Here is a 21906-nt window from a genome sequence, read left to right on the forward strand (position 1 = left end):
TATCCTATTTTTGTGTCAATTCAAACCATCTCGCTAAAAAACTGCTAAGTATTTAGTCGAGCTCACTTTTTTACTGGTGAGCCTGGTTTTTTGAATAGACTTTGCCGGAAAAAGAACGCAATTCAGCATCTGTTTAGCTGATAAGTCATCGTTCGGATATTAGAATATGAGGCTTTCGGTGCAAAAGTGTGCCAGATCACTTACTCTTCATTTATGAAGTTGTAATCATCGACAGATAGCAAACCGGATTTTCTTACCAGTCTGGAGCGTACGTCGACTTCTGCAAGGTCGTAGGCGTGCATCCATTGGCACTCATCGGGGCAGCGACCGACGATATCGTAGTTTTTTCCGGCAGGGATGTAGAACTCTTCGAAGGGCTCCAGATTGATAAACTGGCCGTTGATGCCTATAGACATACCCGAGGTGAGAGCGACAAAGATTTCTTCTGCCTCAGCAAATAAATTTCTCCAGATACGGCCTGGCGTGTCGATTTGGTGGTGAAATGCGTAGCCACGTTCGCGAAAGCTTGCTTGCAGCTCCTGTTTCTGTTGTTCAAGGTGAGACAGTTCAGCTAAATGCAAGCAATGCTCCTTTAATTTAGACCTTAGGCTAACTAATAAATTATGGGTAAGCACCATCCGAAGACAGTCGCTTGACTACAAAAAGGAATATGGCAATCTAATACCATTCAATATCGCAATATTGGGTATTGCAATCCCCAATATTTACACCAACTTATTCGTGGTGGGTGATTAAAAGACAATAGAATACCCCCTGTGCGCGTAATCCCAAAAGTTGTTGGAAAACCAATGCAATTTGCAACCCAACAGTGGTTAGAAGAATGGTTTGCCCCACTCGCTCAAAGCGAGGGTGTGAGTGCAACCAGACATGAATGTGTCGAAGTGATTCGCATGACAACGGCGACAAAGCCTCGCGCTGTTATGTATTCACCAAGCATTCGTATCGTTTTTCAGGGTCTGGTCAGAGGCCATTTGGGTAGTCAGAGTTTCCTCTATTCCCAGCAAAGCTATGCCGCGCTCGTCTCTCCGATCCCGCTTGAGATTGAGATTGTAGAAGCGTCTCCTGAGAAGCCTCTCTATGCGGTCAATTTGGCGATCGATATCAATGTCTTGGCAGAGTTGATGCTGCTTATCGAGCAAGAGCCTCTCGAGTTTGAGTATGGCGAAACGCTCGGTCGACCAGCGCATCTGTCTGAAGAGGCATTGTTTTCTGTTTGTCGCTTGATGCAGACGCTAAATAACGAAGAACAAACTAAAATTCTCGCTGATGGGTACTATCGCGAGTTTTTGTATCACGTGCTCAAGTCCGAGTACGGTGCAAGCCTGAGGGTGCTGTTCCAGAACAGTGAGAAATCTCAAGGGATTGCGCGAGTTCTTCAAGTGTTGCACGAGGATTTCTCAACAAATCTCAGCGTAGACCAAATGGCGAAGATGGCATGTATGAGCATTTCTGCTTTCCATGCTGGCTTTAAAGGAGCTACCGGTCTTTCTCCGCTGCAGTACGTTAAGTCGATCCGCTTGCATAAGGCGCGGTCTATGATGCTGAGCCAGAACATGAGCGCCAGTCAGGCTGCTTATCGGGTTGGTTATGCAAGTCCGTCGCAGTTCAGCCGTGAGTTCAAGCGGTTCTTTGGCAGCTCTCCAACTCAGGAAGCAGCGAAGTTTCGTGTTTTAGCGTAACGCATAATGTGCTCGCTTATAGGTTTTTGACACGCGCACTCTGAAAGGAGGGCGCGTGTTTTTCGTTGTGCGCTCTACGCAATTTTCCTAGAGTTGCCGCGCATCTGATGATTATCAAGAAAACTGGTGAAGCGCATACGGGATAGCTCAGTGCCTTGCCTTGGGGTTCGGGAATGAATAAGGCAACGGGTACACACACAGAGCATAAGCTCTCGGCTGGTCGTACGGCTGTCATTGGCGCGTTGCTGGTGACGATTGGCCCGCTTTCCATGGCGCTTTATACGCCTGCTCTGCCGACTTTGGCGGAGGTGTTTGGGACGACGGCAGCTGTCGCTAAGTTGACACTGACCGTTTATTTTGCAGGCTTCACGCTGGCGCAGCTGTTGTGTGGGCCTCTTTCTGATGCGTTTGGGCGCCGTCCTGTCATTCTCGGGTTCTTCAGCTTGTATTTGCTCGGTAGCCTTTTGGCGTGGCTGGCGCCGAACATTGAGATGTTGCTGCTTGGTCGCCTGATCCAGGGGATTGGTGCCTCAAGTGGTATCGCTGTGGCGCGTGCGATTGTGCGGGATCAGTTTTCTGGTGAGGCTGGTGCACGGATTATGAACTTGCTTGCCGTGATGCTGGGGATCGGGCCTGCTATCTCTCCGACAATTGGTGCTTTAACGCTCAGCGCGTTTGGTTGGCAGGCGATCTTTATTTTGATGGTGATCTATGCCGGGTTCATCCTGCTGCTAACGCTCACCGTTTTGCCGGAAACCAATTCCCACCGAGATGTGAAGCTTATTCGGCCCAGGCAGATGGCGACTTCCTATTGGACACTGCTGAGGTCTTTTGAGTTTATGCAGCCCTCGCTGATCCTCGGGTTTACCATTGGCGTGATCTACACGCTCTCGACGGTCTTGCCGTTTGTTTTGATTGAGCGGCTTGGGTTGACGCCTTTGCAGTTCGGCATGGGGATGGTGCTTCAGTCAGGTTCGTTCTTTGCTGGTGGCGTGGCCACTCGGCTGCTTCTACGGCGGTTCAGCACAGAGGCGCTTCTTGGGCCTGCGCTGATTTTGTGCGGCTTGGGTGGATTGGCGTTGTTTACAGTCACGCAGCTCGAATACCTGAGCTTTTTGAGCATCATGATCCCGATTGGTGTGTTTGCTTTTGGCGCTTCAATGGCCCTGCCAGCTCTCTCTATGCGGGGAATGGAGCCGTTTCCCAAGATTGCAGGGGCTGCTTCTGCTTTGATGGGCTTCATGCAAATGGCGGGTGGTTTTCTGGGAAGTTTGGTTACCGCGATTGTTGTGCCTGATCCTGTGACTGCTCTGGGCGTTGTGATGCCAGGGATGGCCTTTCTCGCGCTGTTCCTGTTTGTGTTGCCGGTAAAAAAACGAGACGTGGAAGAACAGTCTGTCAGTCCTTAAAAGCACGCTAATTTGATTACCATGCAGTAAATATCGGCCATATCTTGTAGCAGGTAGAAAAGGTCTTTTGATTTTTGCTGGAAACAAAGGCGATGGGAGGCTATGAGGGGCCAGAAATTGGGAGGGAACCCTTATGGCAGAGTTTGATCATGGATTGCTGGAAAGCTCTCAGCGTCCGCTCGTCATGGGCATATTGAATGTAACTCCAGACAGCTTTTCTGATGGCGGACAGTTTGATGCGCCAGCAGTGGCGTTGGCGCATGCAAATGAAATGATCGCTGAAGGTGCTGACATCATTGATGTTGGCGGCGAGAGCACGCGGCCCGGAGCGACGGTTGTTCAGGAACAGGATGAGCTGGAGCGTGTTCTGCCGGTTCTTGAGCTGATCAAAGAACTGCCGGTGCTGATTTCCATTGATACCTATAAGGCGAGAGTTGCTGCTGAGGCTTGCAAGGCCGGTGCGCATATCGTGAATGACGTTTGGGGTCTGCAGAAAGACCCTGAGATGGCCAGTGCTGTGGCAGATGCTGGTGTGCCGGTGATTATGATGCATAACCGCACTGAGGTGGATGAGCAGCTGGATATCATGAGTGATATCGACCGTTTTTTTGAGAGATCCCTCAAGCTGGCCTCTGATGCGGGCATTGCCGAAGAACATCAGATTCTTGATCCTGGTTTTGGGTTTGGCAAAACTCTTCGGCAGAACTATCAGATCCTGAGCCGGCTCTCAGAACTTCGGAAATTCGGTCGTCCTGTCCTAGCGGGAGCTTCTCGCAAGCGGATGGTTGGATATGTGTTGAATAATGAAGCGCCAGAGCGTATGGCTGGGTCGCTTGCAGTACATACGCTGGCTCTGCAAAACGGAGCACAGATCCTGCGAGTTCATGATGTGAAACCGCACGTGGATGCAGTACGGATCTTCCAGGCGATGAAGGAACTAGGCAGCAGCCAATAATGACACAAGAAAAAATTTTTGCAGCTCTAGGTTTGGGCTCAAATCTTGGCGATACAAAAGCGAATATCGACGGTGCAGTGGCCGCATTGAATGCCGTCGACGGAATCTCAGTTTTGCAGAAATCATCTGATTACCGGACCCCGCCATGGGGGCCTGTACCGCAAGATGACTACCGCAATTGTTGCATTACCGTGGAGACGGTTCTTTCTCCGCGTGCGCTGTTGAATGCCGGTCTTGATGTTGAGAAGCAGTTGGGCCGTGTGCGTGATGTGCGCTGGGGCCCACGGACGATTGATATTGATCTTCTGATCTATGATCATGCAAGCGTTGAGGAAGAGGGACTTCAGGTGCCTCATCCGCGCATGGGCGAGCGTGCCTTTGTGCTTATTCCGCTTGCTGAGATCTGGCCGGAGGCGCCGCTGCTGGACGGGCGAACCGCCGCAGAAGCGTTGGAAACCTGCGGAGAGAAAGAAGGCATCTACAAGCTGTAGATGCCTTGTCTTTGATCAGGCCGTTTTCATTCTGGCGACAAGATTATCTTTCAGTACCAGTTGATGATACAGCGCTGCGATGACGTGCAGCGCAAATGATGCAAGCAAAATCGGGGCTGCATAGCCATGGATTGCGGCTGGCGGGATGGTGATGTTTTCTGGCCAGGCTTGCCAGTCTCCTGCCATTGCGAGTTCCATGAGGCCTGCAAACAGAGACATGCTCATGCCGGAGATGACCAGAGCCAGTGGCGCGAGATAGAGGAGCAAGTGGACCAGCTTGGATAAGCTGATCATGACGATGCCCCAATTGGGATCTGGTTTTGGACGTGCATGCTTGATCAACAGGACGATGCGATAGACCAGGAACAGGCCTGTCAGAGCGCCTAGCCCTGCATGTGCCATGAAGATATTGAGCTTTTCAGGCGAGATTGCGCTTCCTTCGAGAACTTTTCCCAAAATGAACACAGCAATGATGGTGACGGCGAACAGCCAATGAAGGATGATTGTCGGGCGGCTATATTTTTGTGGTGATGACATTGGGCTTACCTTTGGCGATAGGAATATAGTGATTTTAGTTTACATGTAAATTAGATGTCAATAATATAATCAAGTCAAAATATTCAGGAATCCGATGACTGAGAAGATCTCATACCTGCCTTCGATGGGCCGATTGCTCAACACCTTGTCTGAAGCAGCTTGCAGCATCGCTGAGGACTACTTACGTCCTCATGAGATTTCGCTGGCGCAGTGGGTCGTGCTTTCTGCGCTGTGGCGGCAGGATGGATTGAGCGTTTCGGAGCTGTCGGAGTACTCGAGCAAGAAGACGGCTGCGCTTTCTCGATTGCTGGACCGCATGGAGAGCAAGGGGCTGGTCAGCCGTAGTGCTGTTGAGGATGACAAGCGGTCGGTGAAAATCCATCTCACGGAGAAAGGGCAGGGACTGTCTCATCTGATTGATATGTACAAGCATGTGAATGGGATTTTGCTGTCAGATTTGACCGAAACTGAGAAGGAACAGTTGCTCCCAATGCTGGAGCGTATGCTCAAAAGCGTTCAGGTGAAATCCAGAAAGTCGTGAAATCTGAACCTGATGCTAGCGTTCTCTGTCAAAACAGCAGGGGCCTTCGAAAAGAAAATTCATAGAATTAGCATTTTGCTCTTGAAGCTATAGCGACTAGAGGTCTTATCTTCTCTTGCAATGAAGAAATTGCATGGAGTGGATCATGTCCAACGCGGAAGATCGAGGCCAGAAACTCTCTCCGGAAGAGATCGAAGATCAAACCACGAAAAGCTGCTGTTCTAACAAAGCGGTGCAGCCTCAGGATACTGAGGGTTCCTGCTGTTCTGGTGACAGTGCTGTTCAAGAGAACGAAACCTCTTGCTGCTCCTCCGATCATGATAGCTCTGAAGATGATTGCTGCAGTTCTGCTAGAGAGCATGAGCATACGCATATACATGCTCATACAGGTTGCGGGTGTTCCAGCCAAAGTGAAGCGGCTATTCCTGATGTAACCAACTGGAAGGGCGCACGTTCTTTCCGGGTTGAGGGGCTGTGCTGCGCGGAAGAGATGGGAATTCTTCGCCGTGTTGTTGGGCCTGTTGTTGGTGATCCTGAATACCTTGCGTTTGATGTTTTGAACGGCAAGATGATCGTCTCTCCTGTTGCGCGTGACGTCGCTGATGAGAAGATCATCAAGGCGGTTGATACAACAGGCATGAAGGCTGCTCTGTTCATTGAACAAGAAGCAGCGGATGCACGTGCAAAGCAGCATCGGCGCCTTGGTACATTTACAGTTGCCAGTGGCTTGTTCTGGGCAATTGCGCTTGTTGTTCAGGCGGTTTTGTTTTTCTCCAGCACCAACTCTACGGATGTGTTTAGTGTCTTCCAGTCCGTGCCGTCCGGGCCGGTAGAGGTTTTGTACATGCTTGCTATCGTCGCTGGTTTGCGGTTGGTGGCGCCTAAGGGATGGTATGCGCTCAAGACGTTGCGGCCTGATATGAACCTGCTGATGCTGGTTGCTGTCGCTGGTGCTATCGGCATTGGAGAGTGGTTTGAAGGTGCGACGGTTGCCTTCCTGTTTTCTCTCTCGCTTTATCTGGAAAGCTGGAGTGTTGGGCGGGCGCGTAAAGCCGTTGCAGCGCTTATGGATATCGCCCCAACCGTTGTTCGCCTGCTTAAGCCTAACGGAAGTGAAGAAGACGTTCCTGCCAACAGTGTGAAGCCTGGCGCGACTTTTGTTGTTCGCGGTGGGGATCGTATTCCGCTTGATGGCGTCGTGCGCAAAGGTGTTGGCAGTGTCGATCAGGCTCCTATCACCGGTGAAAGTATGCCCGTGATGAAAGAGGCGGGTGATGATGTTTATGCTGGTACTATCAACGGGGAAGGCAGCTTTGAAGTAGAAGCAACCAAGGGTGCTGATGACACTATGCTTGCCCGCATCATCCGTATGGTGAGCGAGGCACAGGCCCGGCGTGCTGCAGCAGAGCAGTGGGTTGAGAAGTTTGCCCGCGTTTACACGCCTGCGGTGATGGTTCTTGCGATTTTGCTCGCTACGATTCCGCCTCTGCTGTTTGGTGCAGCCTGGATGGATTGGTTCTACCGTGCCCTTGTGCTGCTGGTTATTGCCTGCCCATGTGCGCTGGTTATCTCTACGCCCGTCTCCATCGTGGCTGGCTTGACCTCGGCAGCTCGTAATGGCGTGCTGATTAAGGGTGGTGTTTTCCTTGAGCTGCCTGCGCGGCTAAAGGCTTTGGCTTTTGACAAGACTGGTACCATTACAAACGGTCTGCCGACTGTGACTGATGTTTATCCGCTGTCTGGGCATAGCGTTGAAGAGCTTCTTACTCGTGCTGCTTCTTTGGAAGCGCGAAGCTCTCACCCACTTGCAGAAGCGATCTTGACACGTGCTAAGGAAGATGGTGTTGAGTATCAGGCTGCTGAGAATGTTGAGCTGCTGCCGGGGCGTGGTCTTTCTGGCCAGCGAAACGGTAAGAGCTACTGGCTGGGATCTCGTCGCTTCCTGAATGAAAAGGACTTCGAGATTGGTGAAGCCGATGCGAAGGCTCGTGAACTTGAAGCTGAAGGGAAGACCGTTGTTGCAGTTGGAACTGACGCGCATGTCTGCGGGTTGATTGCCCTGGCTGATACCGTTCGCGATACGGCAGAAGAGCTGGTCTCTCAACTGCATAAAGCTGGCGTTGAGAAGCTGGTTATGCTGACTGGTGATAATAAAGCGACGGCTGAACGTGTTGCCTCCTCTGTCGGGATTGATGAGGTGCGTGCCGAGTTGCTGCCGGAAGATAAGGTCGCAGCCGTTGAGCAGCTCTCTCATGAATATGAAACAGTTGCGATGATCGGCGATGGTGTGAATGATGCGCCTGCCATGGCACGAGCCAGCTTTGGCATTGCGATGGGTGCGATTGGTTCGGATGCTGCTATTGAGACCGCTGATATCGCGTTGATGAAAGATGATCTTTCCCGCTTGCCGTGGCTCATTCACCATTCCAAGCGGACGCTCCAGATCATTCACCAGAACATCGCATTTGCATTTATCGTGAAGGGTATTCTGGTGGTGCTGACCGCAATGGGCTTCGCCAGCCTCTGGGCCGCGATCCTGGGTGATGTGGGAGCCACGTTGATTGTGGTGACCAACGCTCTGCGACTGCTGAAGGACAAAGCGTAATCGCTAAAGCAGTTCGCATTTAAGCTGAACCACATGAACTGCTTTAGCCTTTGTTTTTGCGTATCTTTATCCGAAAACCGGTTTCTACTTTTTGGAGATACGCTGTAAAAGAAAAGCCGAGGTGGTTTGCCTCGGCTTTTTATTTCTTACTTTATGTAGAGCGCAGTTTCATTTGCGATCTGAATGTTTTTGTTGCGCGCAGCGCCCATAATCAGGAACCAATCGATCAACGTCCAGATGCCGAGTGCACCGAGTGTGATGAGCTTGAGGATTCCGAGGCCGATCTGACCGGTGTAGAAGCGGTCGATGCCAAAGCTGCCGAGGAACAGGCCAAGCACGAGTGCTACAACAGGGTTCTTTTCTCTGCCTGCAAACATCACGTCAAAGTCAGACTGTTTTTCAGCTGGGATGTTATCTCTCAGTGCTTTCAACTGCATAAAGTAATTTGCTTTGTTCATAATTCACCTTTCAATTGCACAGATGTGCGGGTGCAAATTCTTGATCGAAGAAGTAGCTCTTATATCTTTTGAATTGCAATCTGCAAGGTTTATATCGGTATCTTTTCGTCTGTTAAATTACTTAGTTGTTAGAGGCGGTTGGAAATTGGAGGTCTCGTCATTTGAGAGGTGAAATGACTGCCTTAACGAGAGGCTTGCGGAGAAGAGGGTTTGTTGATCCACCATCCGCCTGACTCTCGACCAGCAACAATCCAGTAGATAAAACCTGCGATAAATCCGGCTGATGTTGCAATGGATGAGCCGGGGCGGAAGCCTTCGGAGGCTGGTGTTGGGATTGTGGTTCCTGATGTTGAATAGGCGATGATATTGCCCGTCTCGCTGGATGCATAAAACAGGTCGGCTGGAAGAGCACCGCCAATGCCCCAAAGTACCAGCGCGATAATACCACCTGCGGATACGTGGTAGATAACGCCGCGCCATTTCATGAGTTCTGCAAAGCCAATTGCGAAGCCGCTCGGGATGAGAGAGAGCGCACCAATCGCGCTTGCAGAGATGATGGTACTCCATGTGATCACGAGCAACTGGATGATGTCAGTTTCTGGTCCGCCGTGAACACTCAAAGTTCTGAAAAAGCCCCAGGATAAAAACAGGCCCGCCGCAATGATTGCGAGTGAGAAACCAAGAGCAATCCGGAGCAGCTGGATGAAGAGCTTGGTTCCGTCGATCATTGTGCAGTCCTTTGCATCTGTCTCTGGTGTCTAGGAAAACGGCTCGCCCAGAGTACACCAAGAGCTACTGAGCAAATGAGGATTTCAAATGCAAATGTCCAGTGCAATATGAAGCTCCAAATATAGTTGTCATAGATAGCTGGAATTTTGACCAGTTCAACTTGAAGTTTGGAAAATGGTGCAAGCCAGAATACGGGAGCAGCAACACTATCAAGGAGCATATGTAAAAGGCCGCCAATACCAAGGCCAAGCGGAATGACACCAACACGGAAGTTCCGATGCAAAAGCACGGCAGACAGGGCAATAAGTATCATCCATGTCATTGGCCAGTGAGTAAGATAGTGCCGGTGGTGGGTGCTTTGATTGTCTATGAGATAGAAATAAAGCATGTCAGCGTCAGGTAAGACGCTGCCAATTGAGGTCCACATGACGAGCTGCTTAGATTTTTGATCTCGGTATTTAGTTGCCGCTTTTCCGAGTAGATAGCCGGCGGGCAAATGGGCGATAAACATGATTGAAACCAATAGACTATGAAGTTCTGAGAAGCTTCAATCATGACTGTGGCGAGAGTTTGTGATGATCGCACAAAACACGCTGGCTCGCGTAATCGATTAGGTTTCAGCTGCTCTCTGTTCTGGTCAGCAGCATGGCTACGCTGATGAAGTGGAAGTCGTAGAGGTGTGGAGCCTCGCGGACGCGCTCTTCGCCTCGGGCATAGATGCTGTCGAGGAGCTCGCTGAGGTTTGGTGTGCCTGAGAGGGCGACTTGCAGTGGGGCTTCAGTGAAGGCGCGGTAGAAGTTCACCATCTGGTTTGCGTAGGCTGATGCGTCGTTGTCTTGTTTGTACTGCTCAACAAAGGGGACGGGTGTTTCGTAGCATTCTGCTTTGTCTATCGTGAACAGGTGAGATAGCGAGCCACTTTCGGGTTCTACGGGTGCTGTGAGCTGCTCCAAGTTGCGTATATAGACAGGATGATAGTAGTGCTCGTAGGTATCCTGAGAGATTGATCCGTTGGCGACGTGATCGAGCAAAGACAGATTGAATAAGTTCACGATTCCGTCTGCGGTTGAGACATGTTCATTTCTGCCAACAGTTTGCAGCAGGAGTTTGCCGCCCGGCTCAAGCTCATTTGCCCGTGCCTTCAAAAATGTTTCCAGATCATAAGCAGCCTGTTTCTCGAAGACTTCTTTATCCTGTGCTGAAATTGAGCCTCTCTCGTTAGTGAGGCTCGGGCCGTTTGGCATAACGTAATCGGGTAGACGCTCCAACGGGCGCTCAGAGAGGAACACCGTGGCATTGAAGGATGTGGCCAGATGCGTGGAGCCGGGAGGCAAAAGCTGGTTGAACATGGAACCACCGACAATGCTGCCGAAAACAGTTGGATCGGTGTAGGGTGACTGGGCACGGTTGCCGATGGCGTCAAGCAGGGTGGAGTAATCGTTACTAGGCAGATCGCTATGGATTGTCTGGATCGAGTTGGAACCGCGCTGTCTGGCAGCTTCAGTGAGCTGCGCCATGATCTGCATTGAGTTTGCGCCTTCAGAACACCCATAATCTACAAAACGCAGGAGAGAGCTGTCATTTGGTATTGGCAGGCTGGCAATGGCTTCATGCAGCCATGGATACACATATGCAATCGTGGCTTGTTGTGGTGTGGAGTTCTTGTTGTAAAAACCCTCGCCCTTCATGCCGGTGGTTGTGGCGTTCTTTTGTGAGGAATGTGCTTTCTCGGTCATTGCATCGATGTCCAATCTATCGCTCCGTCCTGAGGAGCACGATATTCAAACTCTATGCATATGAAGTGAACGAGACAAAGAAGGCCGGCGTTTCAGACAAACGCCGGCCTTCTTTTTGTAATCTTGCTTTATTTTGCTTAGGCGTCGCCTTGAGCCTGTGCTTTTTCCAGTGCTTCACGCTCAGATTTACGAAGACGCTCTGAAGCTGATTTCAGCTGGCCGCAGGCTGCGAAGATATCGCGACCGCGTGGTGTGCGGATTGGAGAAGCATAGCCTGCGCGGTTCACGACATCTGCAAACTCTTCGATCTGTTCCCAATCAGAGCACTCATAGGGAGAGCCCGGCCATGGGTTGAATGGCAGCAGGTTGATCTTTGCCGGGATGCCTTTAAGCAACTGAACCAGTTTCTTTGCATCTTCCAGGCTGTCGTTGACGCCCTTCAGCATCACGTATTCGAAGGTGATGCGTTTTGCGTTGGACAGGCCCGGATAATCACGACATGCCTGAAGCAGTGTTTCCAGATTGTACTTCTTGTTGATCGGAACCAGTGTGTTGCGCAGCTCGTCATTCACAGCGTGCAGGGAGATTGCCAGCATGCAGCCGATTTCATCACCTGTGCGGGCGATCTCTGGCGTTACACCAGATGTCGACAGGGTGATGCGGCGCTTGGAGAGGGACAGTCCGTCTCCATCAGAGGCGATCAGAAGTGCTTTCTTGACGTTCTCAAAGTTATAAAGCGGCTCGCCCATGCCCATCATCACGATGTTGGTGATGCGGCGACGGTTGGATGTGGATGCATCCAAGCCACCTTCCGGTGCATCTGCATCCGGGAAGTCGTTGAGGCGATCTTTTGCGAGCATGAGCTGCGCAAGGATCTCTTCAGCCGTCAGGTTGCGAACCATCTTCTGTGTGCCGGTGTGGCAGAACGTGCAGGTGAGGGTACAGCCGACCTGGGAAGAGATGCAGAGCGTGCCGCGATCTTCTTCCGGAATGTAGACGGTTTCGACTTCAACCGGCTTGCCAGCACCGCGTGATGGAAAGCGGAACAGCCATTTACGGGTGCCATCAACGGAGACCTGTTCAGTGACGATCTCCGGACGGGCAATGGTAAAGGCAAACTCCAGCTTAGTGCGCAGGTCTTTTGAGACATTGCTCATTTTGCCGAAATCGGAAATGCCCCGGACATAGAGCCAGTGCCACAGCTGGTTGACGCGCATGCGGATCTGGCGCTCAGGGACTCCAACTGCAGCAAGGGCATTGCCTAGCTCTTCACGGTTTAAGCCGATCAGAGATGGCTTTTCTTCCTGCACAGGAATGGTTGCAGGAGAAGGGTTTGCTGCGCTGGTTGCCGCCGGATCAGCGGATTTGTGCGCGATGTCTAACGATACCGCCATGGTCATTCACCAGTTTTTCTTAGATGCTTGGCTTTAAGCTTATGTTCTTTGCGTATTCAAACCCGAAAAATGTGCCTCACTTTTCGGCAATACGATTCAGCAGGAAAAATAACAGGTTATGTATACCCGTTGCTCGCTGCTAAAAATGCGAGAGGCGGTCGCTAGCAGCAACCGCCTACGTATTCGGCACGCTTATAGCCGAAATCGCTTAGTTTGAACATCCCAGATCTCAAATTGCGTGGCGGCAAGCTGGCGCAGGCAAGAGATCTCTGTAAATTCAAACAATTTCGGGCATCAGAACCTTATTGGCAGGCGCTGGATGCGTCTCTGACAGCAGCAGTGATGCCGCTCAAAGAGAATTTGTAGGAAGTTTGGGTGCCACGTGCGGACTGACCAGAAATAGACATGGAACTGCCTGCTTTCATTGCGTCAACCAAACGCTTTTCTTCCGCAGCGTTCTGAACCCATGCGCCGTCACCTTTGGTGAACATGGTGAACTGCTGACCATCAACATTAGTCGTGACCAAGGAACCTTCTTTAAATGGATAACCCACTATAAAGCTTGGTTCATTGGCAACGCCTTCACTTGGACGGGTAGAAACGAAGAAGAAGACCTCTCCATGGTTTCTATCAGTCGGCAGTGACTGTGTTGGTGCGGAAATGGCATAACACACCTTACCACCGCTCTGGGTGTTAAAGGTGTAAGTTGCCCAATCCTTGTTTTCTTTCAAGAGGGCAGGAGACTGCGCATTTGCAGTCGCGCCCGAGATACCAAGAGCCATAAAGGCAGTTATCAGGATACGTGCTTGCATCTTCTCCAAACCGCGTTGCGTACGACAAAATCTGAGATTCTGTGCGAAAACCCATAAAACTTAATGTTAGGGTTACTTTAAAGATGGTTACAAAAGGGTTGATACCCTGTTTTTACAGAGGCAAAAAATTATTTGCCTTTGAACCGCTCTATGAATGCTGCCATCAGAAATCTGGCGGGAGTGTGGCACGCACAGCCATAATATCAAGCGTAAAGCCACTAATGAATTTCTGTTTTAAGTGATCGAAGACAGTAGATATGCAAGTTGATTTTCGGTTGTATTTAACGCGCTAGTAAATAAGGGCTAATCGCCTTTAAAAGCTCAGATTTTCCGGCATGTTTTCAAACTAATTGGCGGCATTTTACCCAGTAAAAAATATGGGCACCTTTCCACATAGTGTGCACAGATTGAGAGAAAATGCGAAGTGTGGAGCCTCAAAGAATTACGAATTTGTAATGTGAAAGAGACTGGGTGTGGAAAGGGAAACACCTTAAAAATTTATACAAGGCATTTGCTATGGTGAGAAATAAAGGTTGCCGTTTCAGAGTATGTATCAGAAATGGCAACCGTATTTCGAATCACTCATGAGTTGCTGTCGAAGCCGGGAACCTTTCGACCGGTTCGGAAAATTGGAGCGCCGTGAATATGTTCCAGTAATGGATCTTTCGGGGCGCCTGCAGTGAGAGCGCGCTCAGCGTACTTTCCGTGTGCCATATAGCGGTCATACAAGACCAGAGCGGCGGCTACACCAACATTCAAGCAAAACTTGGTTGGGATTTTGACGATGTAATCGCAGCGATCCTGCATCTCTTGTGACAGAGACCCACGTTCCGGCCCGAGTATATAAGCTGCTTGCAACGGATGCCCGAAGCTTGGAAGTTCGATCGCATCGTCGGTGAGTTCAACCCCCACCATTTTACAGCCACGCGGGAATTGCATCTCATCAACCGAGTTCCAGGCGAAGTAGGGCAAGTGGTCCGGGCTCTTGGAGGTATCAGCCTTCATTGCTTTGCCAAGGCTTTTGATGTGCGCGTCGACTGTAAAAAAGTAACTTGCTCCGAATGCATGACCAGTACGCATCAGCGTGCCAACATTCATGGATTTGGAAAGCCCTTCAGAGCCAATAGCAAAATAACCGCGCATGCCCAGTTTTTCTCGTTGTTGATGTTGTGCGCTTCATACCTCTAACTGTGGTGTTCCCGCAAGTGTAGCGGCATGTATGGGCGTTTTAATCGTAAAGTGGCACCAAAGGTGGCTTTGAGATTTTGTGAATGCCCGTGTAATTTTGGAGGTCAGAGAGAGGGCCACATTTTATGAAAGCTGTTATCTGCGAAAAACTTGGAGGGCCGGATGATCTGGTAATTCGAGAACTGGACGACCCGAATGTTGGAGCTGGAGAGGTGTTGGTTCGTGTGAAAGCGGCAGCACTCAATTACTTCGATACATTGATCATTCAAGGGAAGTATCAGTTTAAGCCGGAGCTTCCGTTTTCGCCCTCGGGTGAAATGGCAGGCATTGTTGAGGCCGTCGGTACTGGCGTTTCGCGGTTCAAGGTCGGGGATCGGGTGGCCTCCTACGCGAAATGGGGAGCTGCAAGAGAGCTATATGTTGCTCCTGAGCATGAACTTGTGCGGGTGCCGGATGAAGTTTCGCTCAAGCATGCAGCTGGACTTTTGATCACTTACGGAACGGCTATTCACGGCCTTCGTAGCCGGGCGCGGTTACAGGCGGGGGAGACGGTTGCAGTGCTAGGTGCTTCTGGCGGAGCAGGACAGGCTGCTGTGGAGGTTGCAAAGCTGATGGGGGCCCGGGTGATTGCTTGCGCGTCTTCGGAAGATAAGCTTGCTCACGCAAAAGCTTGCGGCGCTGATGTTCTGGTCAACTATTCTGAGGGTGGTCTGAAACAGAAGCTGAAGGATCTGACGGATGGTAAAGGGCTTGAGGTGGTCTATGACGTCATAGGCGGGGATCATGCTGATGATGCCTTGCGCGCTACGGGATGGCGTGGACGTTATCTGGTTGTTGGATTTGCCTCTGGAACGATCCAAAAGATCCCTGCGAACCTCACCCTGCTGAAAGGCTGTGACGTTCTGGGCGTATTCTGGGGGGAGGCAGTCGTTCGTGAGCCTGAGGAGCATCACAAGGATTGCGAGCAACTGTTCCAATGGGTGGCTGATGGAAAACTGAAGCCGCATATCCATGCGGAGTATCCGCTGGAAGACATTGCTTTGGGATTGGAGGAAATCTCCAGCCGTAGAGCCAAAGGCAAAGTGCTGCTCATTCCTTGATGGATAGATACGGAAAAAGCGGGAGATGCTCCCGCTTTTCATCGTCAAGTTGTAAGCCAGACTTCGTGAGATCAGACTTCCAGCATAGCCATGACTGGTGCGTGGTCGGATGGTTTTTCCCAGCCGCGTGCGTCACGGATAATCTGGACGTCTTTGGTGTGCTGTGCTGTCTCCGGTGTCATCCAGACATGGTCGAGACGGCGGCCTTTGTTGGAGGCTGACCAGTCTTTGGCACGGTAGCTCCACCAGGTGTAAATCTTCTCGTCCATCGGCATGTGCTTGCGCATGGTATCTACGTAGTTGCCAGCTTCTCGCACATCTTCAAGGCGCTGGCATTCCAGCGGTGTGTGAGAGACGACTTTGATGAGTTGCTTGTGAGACCAGACATCGTTTTCATATGGTGCGATGTTCAGGTCTCCAACAACGACTGACTGGCCGTCGAAGCCTTTGAACCAGCTTTCCATTTCATCTAGGAATTTGAGTTTGTGAGCGAACTTGTCGTTGACCTCAGGGTCCGGCACATCGCCACCTGCTGGGACGTAGAAGTTATGGATGCGGACTTTACCGCCATTAAAGGCAACATCTGCTGCGATATGGCGGGTATCGCCCATCTCGCAGAATTCTTTGCGCTCAATATTCTCCAGTGGCACGCGTGAGAGAAAGGCTACGCCGTGGTAACCCTTTTGGCCGTGTACCTCTACATGACGATAGCCAAGCTTATTGATTGCAGCCGTTGGGAAGCTTCCATCCGGGCACTTTGTTTCCTGTAGGCACAAAACGTCTGGGGCGTGGTCCAGTAACATTTTCTCGACAATAGGAAGGCGGAGGCGGACTGAGTTAATGTTCCACGTTACAATCTTGAGGCGGTTCGTCATGGGGGCGTGTTTACCTGCTTTGGAGAATCATACCTCAAACCTAAGGCTTAGGCGGGGTTCTGGCTAGAAAAACTGATGTGAACTGTGAATTTGTTCACGTTATATTCTTCAAGGCAAGACATAAATTGCTTCTAAAACCCGATGTTTTGTCAGTGCACGTTGTTAGCCCCTTGGTGGCACTCTTTTCTTAATTATGCTGGCTGTTGGTTTTGGCCAGCCTGCAATTAGGACTAGGGTCAAATGAAATACGCAATGCTTGTAGGCTGTTGTCTCGCAGCAGGTGTCGTGGCTCAATCTGTGAGTGCAAACAGCTTGTCTACGCGTTCAGGGTCCGTTGACTATCCCGGATTTCAGCAGGTTCAGTTCAATGAGCGCAGTAATATTATCCCGCCCATCAAACCTCTAGATCGTCCGGTTGAACCGGGAGATAGTTTGAGACCGGGGCAAGCGCAGCCTTATTTGCCGACGGATCGGGATGCGGATCACTCGCAGTTTAACCCGCCTCCGGGAGCTTATCCTGCAGGGTCTGCGCGTCCGGGGTCTTTGCCGCCACCTCTGCCGGGGCCTTCTGGTCCTCTGCCTGCAGCTCCTCCGATTACAGGATTGCCTCCTTCACCGGGATCGCCTGGTTCACCCGGATTTAGTGGACCGTCCTATGGAGGCCCTTCTTATGGGCGATAGCACCTTAGAGAGGCTGGAGGGCAGTTTTATGAAAATTTTGGCCTGGGTGATTGCCGGTCTCGTGCTTCTGGCTGTTCTTATCTATTCCAATGCCGCCTTTGCGCAGCGTGGGCATGCCGGATACACCACGAATGGTGTAAACATGAGGACAGGGCCTGGCACCAGATATCCTGTCATTACGACAATTCCGGCAGGTGGCGTGGTTTTCATCAATTACTGCACCAAGAACGGTTCGTGGTGTGATTTGACATTCCGAGGTGCTCCGGGGTGGGTTTCTGCCAGATATATTCGATATGGAGTTGAGGGGCCGCACTATTCCCGTACGCTTCCTTATGTAGCGCCGTATGTGGGGCTGCCGTTTGTCTATCGACGCTATCCAATCTACCCGCGTTATCCGCGTTGGCGTCCATATCCGCGCCCGCGGCATGAAATTCCCGCTTATCCGCTGCAGCCGTCACGGCCAATTGAGGTGCCTGCTGTCCCAATCAGGCCTGCTCAGCCGATTGCTCCGCCAATACGGCCATCTATCCCGTTAACACCAGCTCAGCCAATTGCGCCGCCATCCATTCCAGCGACGCCGTTGTCGCCTGCCCAATAGAAGAGAGCTCACGAGGTGTCTCGTGAGCTCCTGTTTCTCTATAGCTTATGCTGCCAGCTGAATTCGCGGTATTCAAAGGCATTTCCGGCTTTGCGAACATGCCCAAGACCTGGGAAGTCATGGTGGATGCCGACGACTGGTGTTCTATCTGCTGAAACCCGATCCAGTATTCTGCGCCGTGTTTGTCGAGCTACATCCTGATCTACGTCGAAGGCGATTGTCCAATCTGGATTGGCGAACTGGAGCCCGATGGAGTGGATCGTGTCGCCCCAGATCAACACTTCTTCGTTATTGGAGTGAACGCGGATGCCCATATGTCCGGGTGTGTGGCCGGGAAGGAAGACAGCATCCAGCCCCTTGATGAACTCACCATCTTTGCTGATGAGTGTTTTGCGGTTTTGATAGGGCTTTGACACATTTTGAGCGAGGTCGATGAAATGCTGGAGGTCTTTGGGGAACTTTGAGCGTGTGCCTTCATCATGCCAGAAGTTGTATTCGACTTCGTGGACGATGAACTCAGCGTTTGGGAAGAGCTTTTCTCCTGATTTGGAAACCAGCCCTCCGACGTGGTCGATGTGCAGATGGGTGAGAACTACGGCATCTACATCAGAGGCGTTATAGCCTGCGGCTTTTAGGTTTTGATGGAAGCGGCCAAGTGTTGGACCCATTAGATCGGCGGTGCCGGTGTCGACTACCACCAGTTTGTCACCCGTATTAATGAGATATCCGTTTACAGAGATAGACATGTCCTGCGTATTGGGGCTGAGGAAATTTTGCTTTAGAGTTTCCTGCGCTACCTTCTGGTCAAACCCAACGACCAATGACGGGTCTAATCCCAAGTGTCCGTCCAGAATTGCTGTAACTTCAATGTCTCCTACCGAGAAGCGATAGATGCCGGGAACCTGTGTTCCAATTTTGGGCGCCGCTGCGAGCGCAATAGATGACATTGCCGGGGCAACTGCACCTGCGCCAGCAAGGGACGCGGCTGCGGATAAAAAAGATCGGCGGGAAAGTGTCATGAAAGGCTCCTCATTTACAAGCATGGGAGCAATATTGTGGGGTTGATACTGGAAGTGCAGAGGGCCAAGTCTTATCTTGGATATAAGCAGTGCTTATGGGGCAGTTATGGATCTTCTGAATTTGCTGGAGAGTTTTGTTCGCGTCATCGACAATGGGTCGTTGAGCGGTGGTGCACGTCAACGCCATATCAGCCAACCTGCTATGAGCCAGCAGCTGAACCTGCTTGAAGCTCAGGTTGGGCAGGAGCTTGTTTTTCGTACCAACAAAGGCGTTAAGCCGACGGCTGCCGGAAAGACTGTCTATGAGCATGCGCAAAAGATGTTGCGTCAGAGCGCTCTGATGTTTGAGGAAGTACAGGACCAAGCAGCAGCAGAGAGTGGTTCATTGGTTGTTTCTGTTTCTCAGGCTATGGGCGCTGATATAATCACACCGCTTATCTTCGACCTTCGAAAGCAATACCCAGACCTTTCAGTCTCAATTAAAATGGATGATGATCTGATTGATGTTGTGCAAACCGGTATCGATTTAGCGATCCGTACAGGGATCACCGGAGATACCTCTGGGATTTCCAGAAAAATTGCGATTGTTGAAACCTGTTTGGCAGCCAGCCCAGACTATCTTGCAAAGCATGGTATGCCGCAAAGTCCCGAGGCGCTTTCTGACCTCAACTACATTCAATACAGATACGAGAAGCTAGTCAGTTCGTTGGATATGTTCCGACATGGGCAAAAGCATGTGGTTGCTTTGAAGTCTGAGTTTGTCGCTGGGCACCCCCAGGTAATGGTGCAGGCCTTGTTGAACTCGGTTGGGTTTACGCGCATGCCGTTGTTTATGATGCGAGATTTTGAGGCAAACGGGCAACTACAACGGCTACTTCCTGACTATCAGTGCGAAGAGAAGCCGGTATACCTTGTCTACCCTTCGCGCGATGCGGTGACGCGTAAAACAGAGATCTTCATTGACGCGATGATTGAGCGGTTCCGGGATGCTCCGGGGATACGACTGGTTGGGCAGAAGCCTGTTCAACTTGCCCAACCTGCCTAATTTTTAGGCGTTAGGCAGTCTCGTTGACCTGCTCATCCACGATGCGGACAATGTCTGACATGATTTCTGTCAGGTGAAAGTCCTTTGGTGTGTAAACGGCTGCAACACCCGCGTTTTTCAGTTCTTCGGCATCCTCTGACGGTATAATGCCGCCAATGATGATCGGGATGTCCTCCATGCCGTTTTCTTTCATTTTGTCGAGCACATCATGGACCAGTGCCAAATGTGAGCCAGACAGGATTGACAGGCCGACGACGTGGACGCCTTCTTCAAGAGCGGCGTTGACGATTTGGGCTGGCGTCAGGCGAATGCCTTCGTAAACGACTTCCATGCCGCAATCACGGGCACGTACTGCGATCTGCTCTGCGCCATTGGAGTGGCCATCCAGCCCCGGTTTGCCAACGAGGAACTTAAGCCGTCGACCTAGTTTTTCTGAAAGCTTGGAGACTTTTTGTTGAACATCTGCAAGGCTCTCGTTGTCATCTGGGGCTGCTTTGCCGACGCCAGTTGGGGCACGATATTCGCCGAAGACTTCACGTAAGGCAGCACCCCACTCTCCAGTGGTTGCGCCGACCTGAGCTGCTTTGATAGATGCTTCCATAATGTTGTTGTCAGAAGAAGCTGCTGCGCGGAGCTCCAGTAGAGCGGATTTAACAGCGTTCTCGTCACGTTCAGCTCGCCAGGCCTGAATGCGCTGGATGGCTTCTTCTTCAACATGCTCTGGAACTGTAAGGATGCCGCCGTCTTCATCTGATGCCAGTGGAGATGGTTCAGTCTCAGTCCATTTGTTGACGCCGACGACGATCTGATCGCCAGATTCAATGCCTGCCAGACGCTTGGAGTTGGACTCCACGAGCTTCTGTTTCATATAGCTGGACTCAACGGCTGCAACTGCACCGCCCATTTCTGCGATGCGGGCAAGTTCTTCTCTTGCTTGTTCTTTGAGCGCTTCGACCTTGGTTTCAATCTCTTTGGAGCCATCGAAGATATCTGCATATTCCAACAGGTCCGTCTCATAGGCCATGATTTGCTGCATGCGCAGGGACCACTGTTGGTCGAATGGTCGCGGGAGGCCAAGAGCTTCGTTCCATGCTGGTAGCTGAACGGCACGAGCGCGCGCGTTTTTAGAGAGGACAACAGCCAGCATCTCAACGAGAATTCGGTAAACGTTGTTTTCGGGTTGCTGCTCTGTGAGGCCCAGTGAGTTGACCTGTACACCGTAGCGGAAGCGGCGGTAACGCTCTTCTTCAACGCCATAGCGTTCGCGGCAAATCTCATCCCAGAGTTCTGTAAATGCTCGCATTTTGCACATCTCGGTGATGAAGCGCATGCCTGCATTTACGAAGAAGGAAATCCGGCCCACGAGTTTAGGGAAATCGCTTTCAGAGATGACACCAGAAGCACGAACATTGTCCAGAATTGCGATCGCGGTGGCGAGCGCGAAGGAGAGTTCCTGTACTGGTGTCGCGCCAGCTTCCTGCAGATGGTAGGAACACACGTTCATCGGGTTCCATTTGGGCATGTTCGTGTAAGTCCATGAAATCACATCTGTTGTGAGGCGCATGGATGGGGCGGGCGGGAAGACATAGGTGCCGCGGGACAGGTATTCCTTGATCAGATCATTCTGCGTGGTGCCAGCCAGCAGAGAGCGGTCCGCGCCTTGCTCATCAGCAGCTGCCACATAGAGTGCAAGCAGCCAAGGAGCTGTTGCGTTGATCGTCATGGAGGTGTTCATGCGCTCCAGCGGGATCTCGTTGAAGAGGGTGCGCATGTCTCCCAGATGAGGGATGGGTACACCAACCTTACCAACCTCACCGCGCGAGAGCGGATGGTCCGGGTCGTATCCTGTCTGAGTTGGGAGATCGAACGCGACAGAAAGGCCCGTCTGACCCTTTGAGAGGTTCGTACGGTAGAGCCGGTTGCTGTCTGCAGCGTTGGAGTGTCCTGCATATGTGCGGAACATCCACGGACGGTCTTTTGTTGCGCCTTTAGGTGAACCGGTACTCATAGTCTATTGCCTCCCTGATCCTCCC

At 51.3% G+C, this 21906-nt stretch carries 22 protein-coding genes; 10 read left to right on the forward strand and 12 right to left on the reverse strand.

Features of this window, described 5'->3' with window-relative positions; translation table 11 throughout:
* Positions 1 to 200 precede the first annotated feature (200 nt).
* Complete coding sequence (locus PsW74_RS11385; protein ID WP_153041635.1) at positions 201 to 581, reverse strand: hypothetical protein; 381 nt, start codon at positions 579 to 581, stop codon at positions 201 to 203.
* Between the two features lie 291 nt (positions 582 to 872).
* Here PsW74_RS11385 and PsW74_RS11390 point away from each other — a divergent pair, with 291 nt between their 5' ends.
* The 4 genes from PsW74_RS11390 (at position 873) to folK (ending at position 4555) form a co-directional block, all read left to right on the forward strand.
* Positions 873 to 1700 carry an AraC family transcriptional regulator gene (locus PsW74_RS11390; RefSeq protein ID WP_275078094.1) on the forward strand — a complete coding sequence of 276 codons (828 nt, stop codon included), beginning with the start codon at positions 873 to 875 and terminating at the stop codon, positions 1698 to 1700.
* Between the two features lie 173 nt (positions 1701 to 1873).
* On the forward strand, positions 1874 to 3109 hold the full coding sequence (locus PsW74_RS11395) for a multidrug effflux MFS transporter (RefSeq protein WP_063286118.1): 1236 nt from the start codon (positions 1874 to 1876) through the stop codon (positions 3107 to 3109).
* Between the two features lie 133 nt (positions 3110 to 3242).
* Complete coding sequence (folP, locus tag PsW74_RS11400) at positions 3243 to 4064, forward strand: dihydropteroate synthase (protein ID WP_063286117.1); 822 nt, start codon at positions 3243 to 3245, stop codon at positions 4062 to 4064.
* Positions 4064 to 4555 (forward strand): 2-amino-4-hydroxy-6-hydroxymethyldihydropteridine diphosphokinase, encoded by a 492-nt coding sequence (folK, locus tag PsW74_RS11405; RefSeq protein WP_063286116.1) that lies wholly within the window; start codon positions 4064 to 4066, stop codon positions 4553 to 4555. Before folP ends, folK begins: the two co-directional genes overlap by 1 nt.
* Positions 4556 to 4570: 15 nt before the next feature.
* Here folK and PsW74_RS11410 read toward each other — a convergent pair whose 3' ends face one another.
* Positions 4571 to 5092: a cytochrome b/b6 domain-containing protein gene (locus tag PsW74_RS11410; protein ID WP_063286115.1), complete on the reverse strand. Its 522-nt coding sequence runs from the start codon at positions 5090 to 5092 to the stop codon at positions 4571 to 4573.
* A gap of 94 nt (positions 5093 to 5186) precedes the next feature.
* On the opposite strand from PsW74_RS11410, the gene PsW74_RS11415 reads away from it, so the two are divergent.
* Positions 5187 to 5633 (forward strand): MarR family transcriptional regulator, encoded by a 447-nt coding sequence (locus tag PsW74_RS11415; protein ID WP_063286114.1) that lies wholly within the window; start codon positions 5187 to 5189, stop codon positions 5631 to 5633.
* Between the two features lie 145 nt (positions 5634 to 5778).
* On the forward strand, positions 5779 to 8238 hold the full coding sequence (locus PsW74_RS11420; protein ID WP_208987945.1) for a cation-translocating P-type ATPase: 2460 nt from the start codon (positions 5779 to 5781) through the stop codon (positions 8236 to 8238).
* Positions 8239 to 8384: 146 nt separating this feature from the next.
* On the opposite strand, the gene PsW74_RS11425 is transcribed toward PsW74_RS11420, so the two are convergent.
* The 7 genes from PsW74_RS11425 to PsW74_RS11455 form a co-directional block, all read right to left on the reverse strand.
* Positions 8385 to 8696, reverse strand: a complete 312-nt coding sequence (locus PsW74_RS11425) for a TM2 domain-containing protein (RefSeq protein ID WP_057460745.1) — start codon at positions 8694 to 8696, stop codon at positions 8385 to 8387.
* Positions 8697 to 8878: 182 nt separating this feature from the next.
* A complete protein-coding gene (locus PsW74_RS11430) occupies positions 8879 to 9424 on the reverse strand; it encodes a hypothetical protein (RefSeq protein WP_063286112.1) in 546 nt (181 codons plus the stop codon).
* Positions 9421 to 9936 (reverse strand): metal-dependent hydrolase, encoded by a 516-nt coding sequence (locus tag PsW74_RS11435; RefSeq protein WP_063286111.1) that lies wholly within the window; start codon positions 9934 to 9936, stop codon positions 9421 to 9423. Before PsW74_RS11435 ends, PsW74_RS11430 begins: the two co-directional genes overlap by 4 nt.
* 106 nt (positions 9937 to 10042) lie before the next feature.
* Positions 10043 to 11161: a hypothetical protein gene (locus tag PsW74_RS11440; protein WP_063286444.1), complete on the reverse strand. Its 1119-nt coding sequence runs from the start codon at positions 11159 to 11161 to the stop codon at positions 10043 to 10045.
* Positions 11162 to 11298: 137 nt separating this feature from the next.
* Positions 11299 to 12561, reverse strand: coding sequence for a 23S rRNA (adenine(2503)-C(2))-methyltransferase RlmN (gene rlmN / locus PsW74_RS11445; RefSeq protein ID WP_108818675.1), 1263 nt, complete (start codon positions 12559 to 12561; stop codon positions 11299 to 11301).
* Positions 12562 to 12857: 296 nt separating this feature from the next.
* Entirely contained in the window at positions 12858 to 13337 is a 480-nt protein-coding gene (locus tag PsW74_RS11450; protein ID WP_063286442.1) for an invasion associated locus B family protein, read from the reverse strand.
* Positions 13338 to 13949: 612 nt separating this feature from the next.
* Positions 13950 to 14510, reverse strand: coding sequence for an RNA methyltransferase (locus tag PsW74_RS11455; RefSeq protein WP_063286110.1), 561 nt, complete (start codon positions 14508 to 14510; stop codon positions 13950 to 13952).
* 170 nt (positions 14511 to 14680) lie between these two features.
* Here PsW74_RS11455 and PsW74_RS11460 point away from each other — a divergent pair, with 170 nt between their 5' ends.
* A complete protein-coding gene (locus tag PsW74_RS11460; protein WP_063286109.1) occupies positions 14681 to 15655 on the forward strand; it encodes an NADPH:quinone oxidoreductase family protein in 975 nt (324 codons plus the stop codon).
* A gap of 71 nt (positions 15656 to 15726) precedes the next feature.
* Here the strand turns inward: PsW74_RS11460 and xth are convergent, their stop codons facing one another.
* A complete protein-coding gene (gene xth, locus PsW74_RS11465) occupies positions 15727 to 16530 on the reverse strand; it encodes an exodeoxyribonuclease III (RefSeq protein WP_193775893.1) in 804 nt (267 codons plus the stop codon).
* Positions 16531 to 16770: 240 nt separating this feature from the next.
* Between xth and PsW74_RS28630 the strand changes: the two genes are divergently transcribed.
* Both PsW74_RS28630 and PsW74_RS11470 read left to right on the forward strand, forming a co-directional pair.
* Positions 16771 to 17211, forward strand: a complete 441-nt coding sequence (locus PsW74_RS28630) for a hypothetical protein (RefSeq protein ID WP_153040659.1) — start codon at positions 16771 to 16773, stop codon at positions 17209 to 17211.
* 28 nt (positions 17212 to 17239) lie between these two features.
* Complete coding sequence (locus PsW74_RS11470; RefSeq protein WP_208980972.1) at positions 17240 to 17809, forward strand: SH3 domain-containing protein; 570 nt, start codon at positions 17240 to 17242, stop codon at positions 17807 to 17809.
* Positions 17810 to 17847: 38 nt separating this feature from the next.
* On the opposite strand, the gene PsW74_RS11475 is transcribed toward PsW74_RS11470, so the two are convergent.
* Entirely contained in the window at positions 17848 to 18828 is a 981-nt protein-coding gene (locus PsW74_RS11475) for an MBL fold metallo-hydrolase (RefSeq protein ID WP_063286107.1), read from the reverse strand.
* A 106-nt stretch (positions 18829 to 18934) separates the two neighbouring features.
* Here PsW74_RS11475 and PsW74_RS11480 point away from each other — a divergent pair, with 106 nt between their 5' ends.
* Positions 18935 to 19873, forward strand: a complete 939-nt coding sequence (locus PsW74_RS11480; protein ID WP_063286106.1) for a LysR family transcriptional regulator — start codon at positions 18935 to 18937, stop codon at positions 19871 to 19873.
* Between the two features lie 10 nt (positions 19874 to 19883).
* On the opposite strand, the gene PsW74_RS11485 is transcribed toward PsW74_RS11480, so the two are convergent.
* Positions 19884 to 21881 carry a protein meaA gene (locus PsW74_RS11485; RefSeq protein WP_063286105.1) on the reverse strand — a complete coding sequence of 666 codons (1998 nt, stop codon included), beginning with the start codon at positions 21879 to 21881 and terminating at the stop codon, positions 19884 to 19886.
* Positions 21882 to 21906 lie beyond the last annotated feature (25 nt).

It is taken from the genome of Pseudovibrio sp. W74, assembly GCF_001623085.1.
In the GTDB taxonomy this organism is placed as follows: Bacteria; Pseudomonadota; Alphaproteobacteria; order Rhizobiales; family Stappiaceae; genus Pseudovibrio.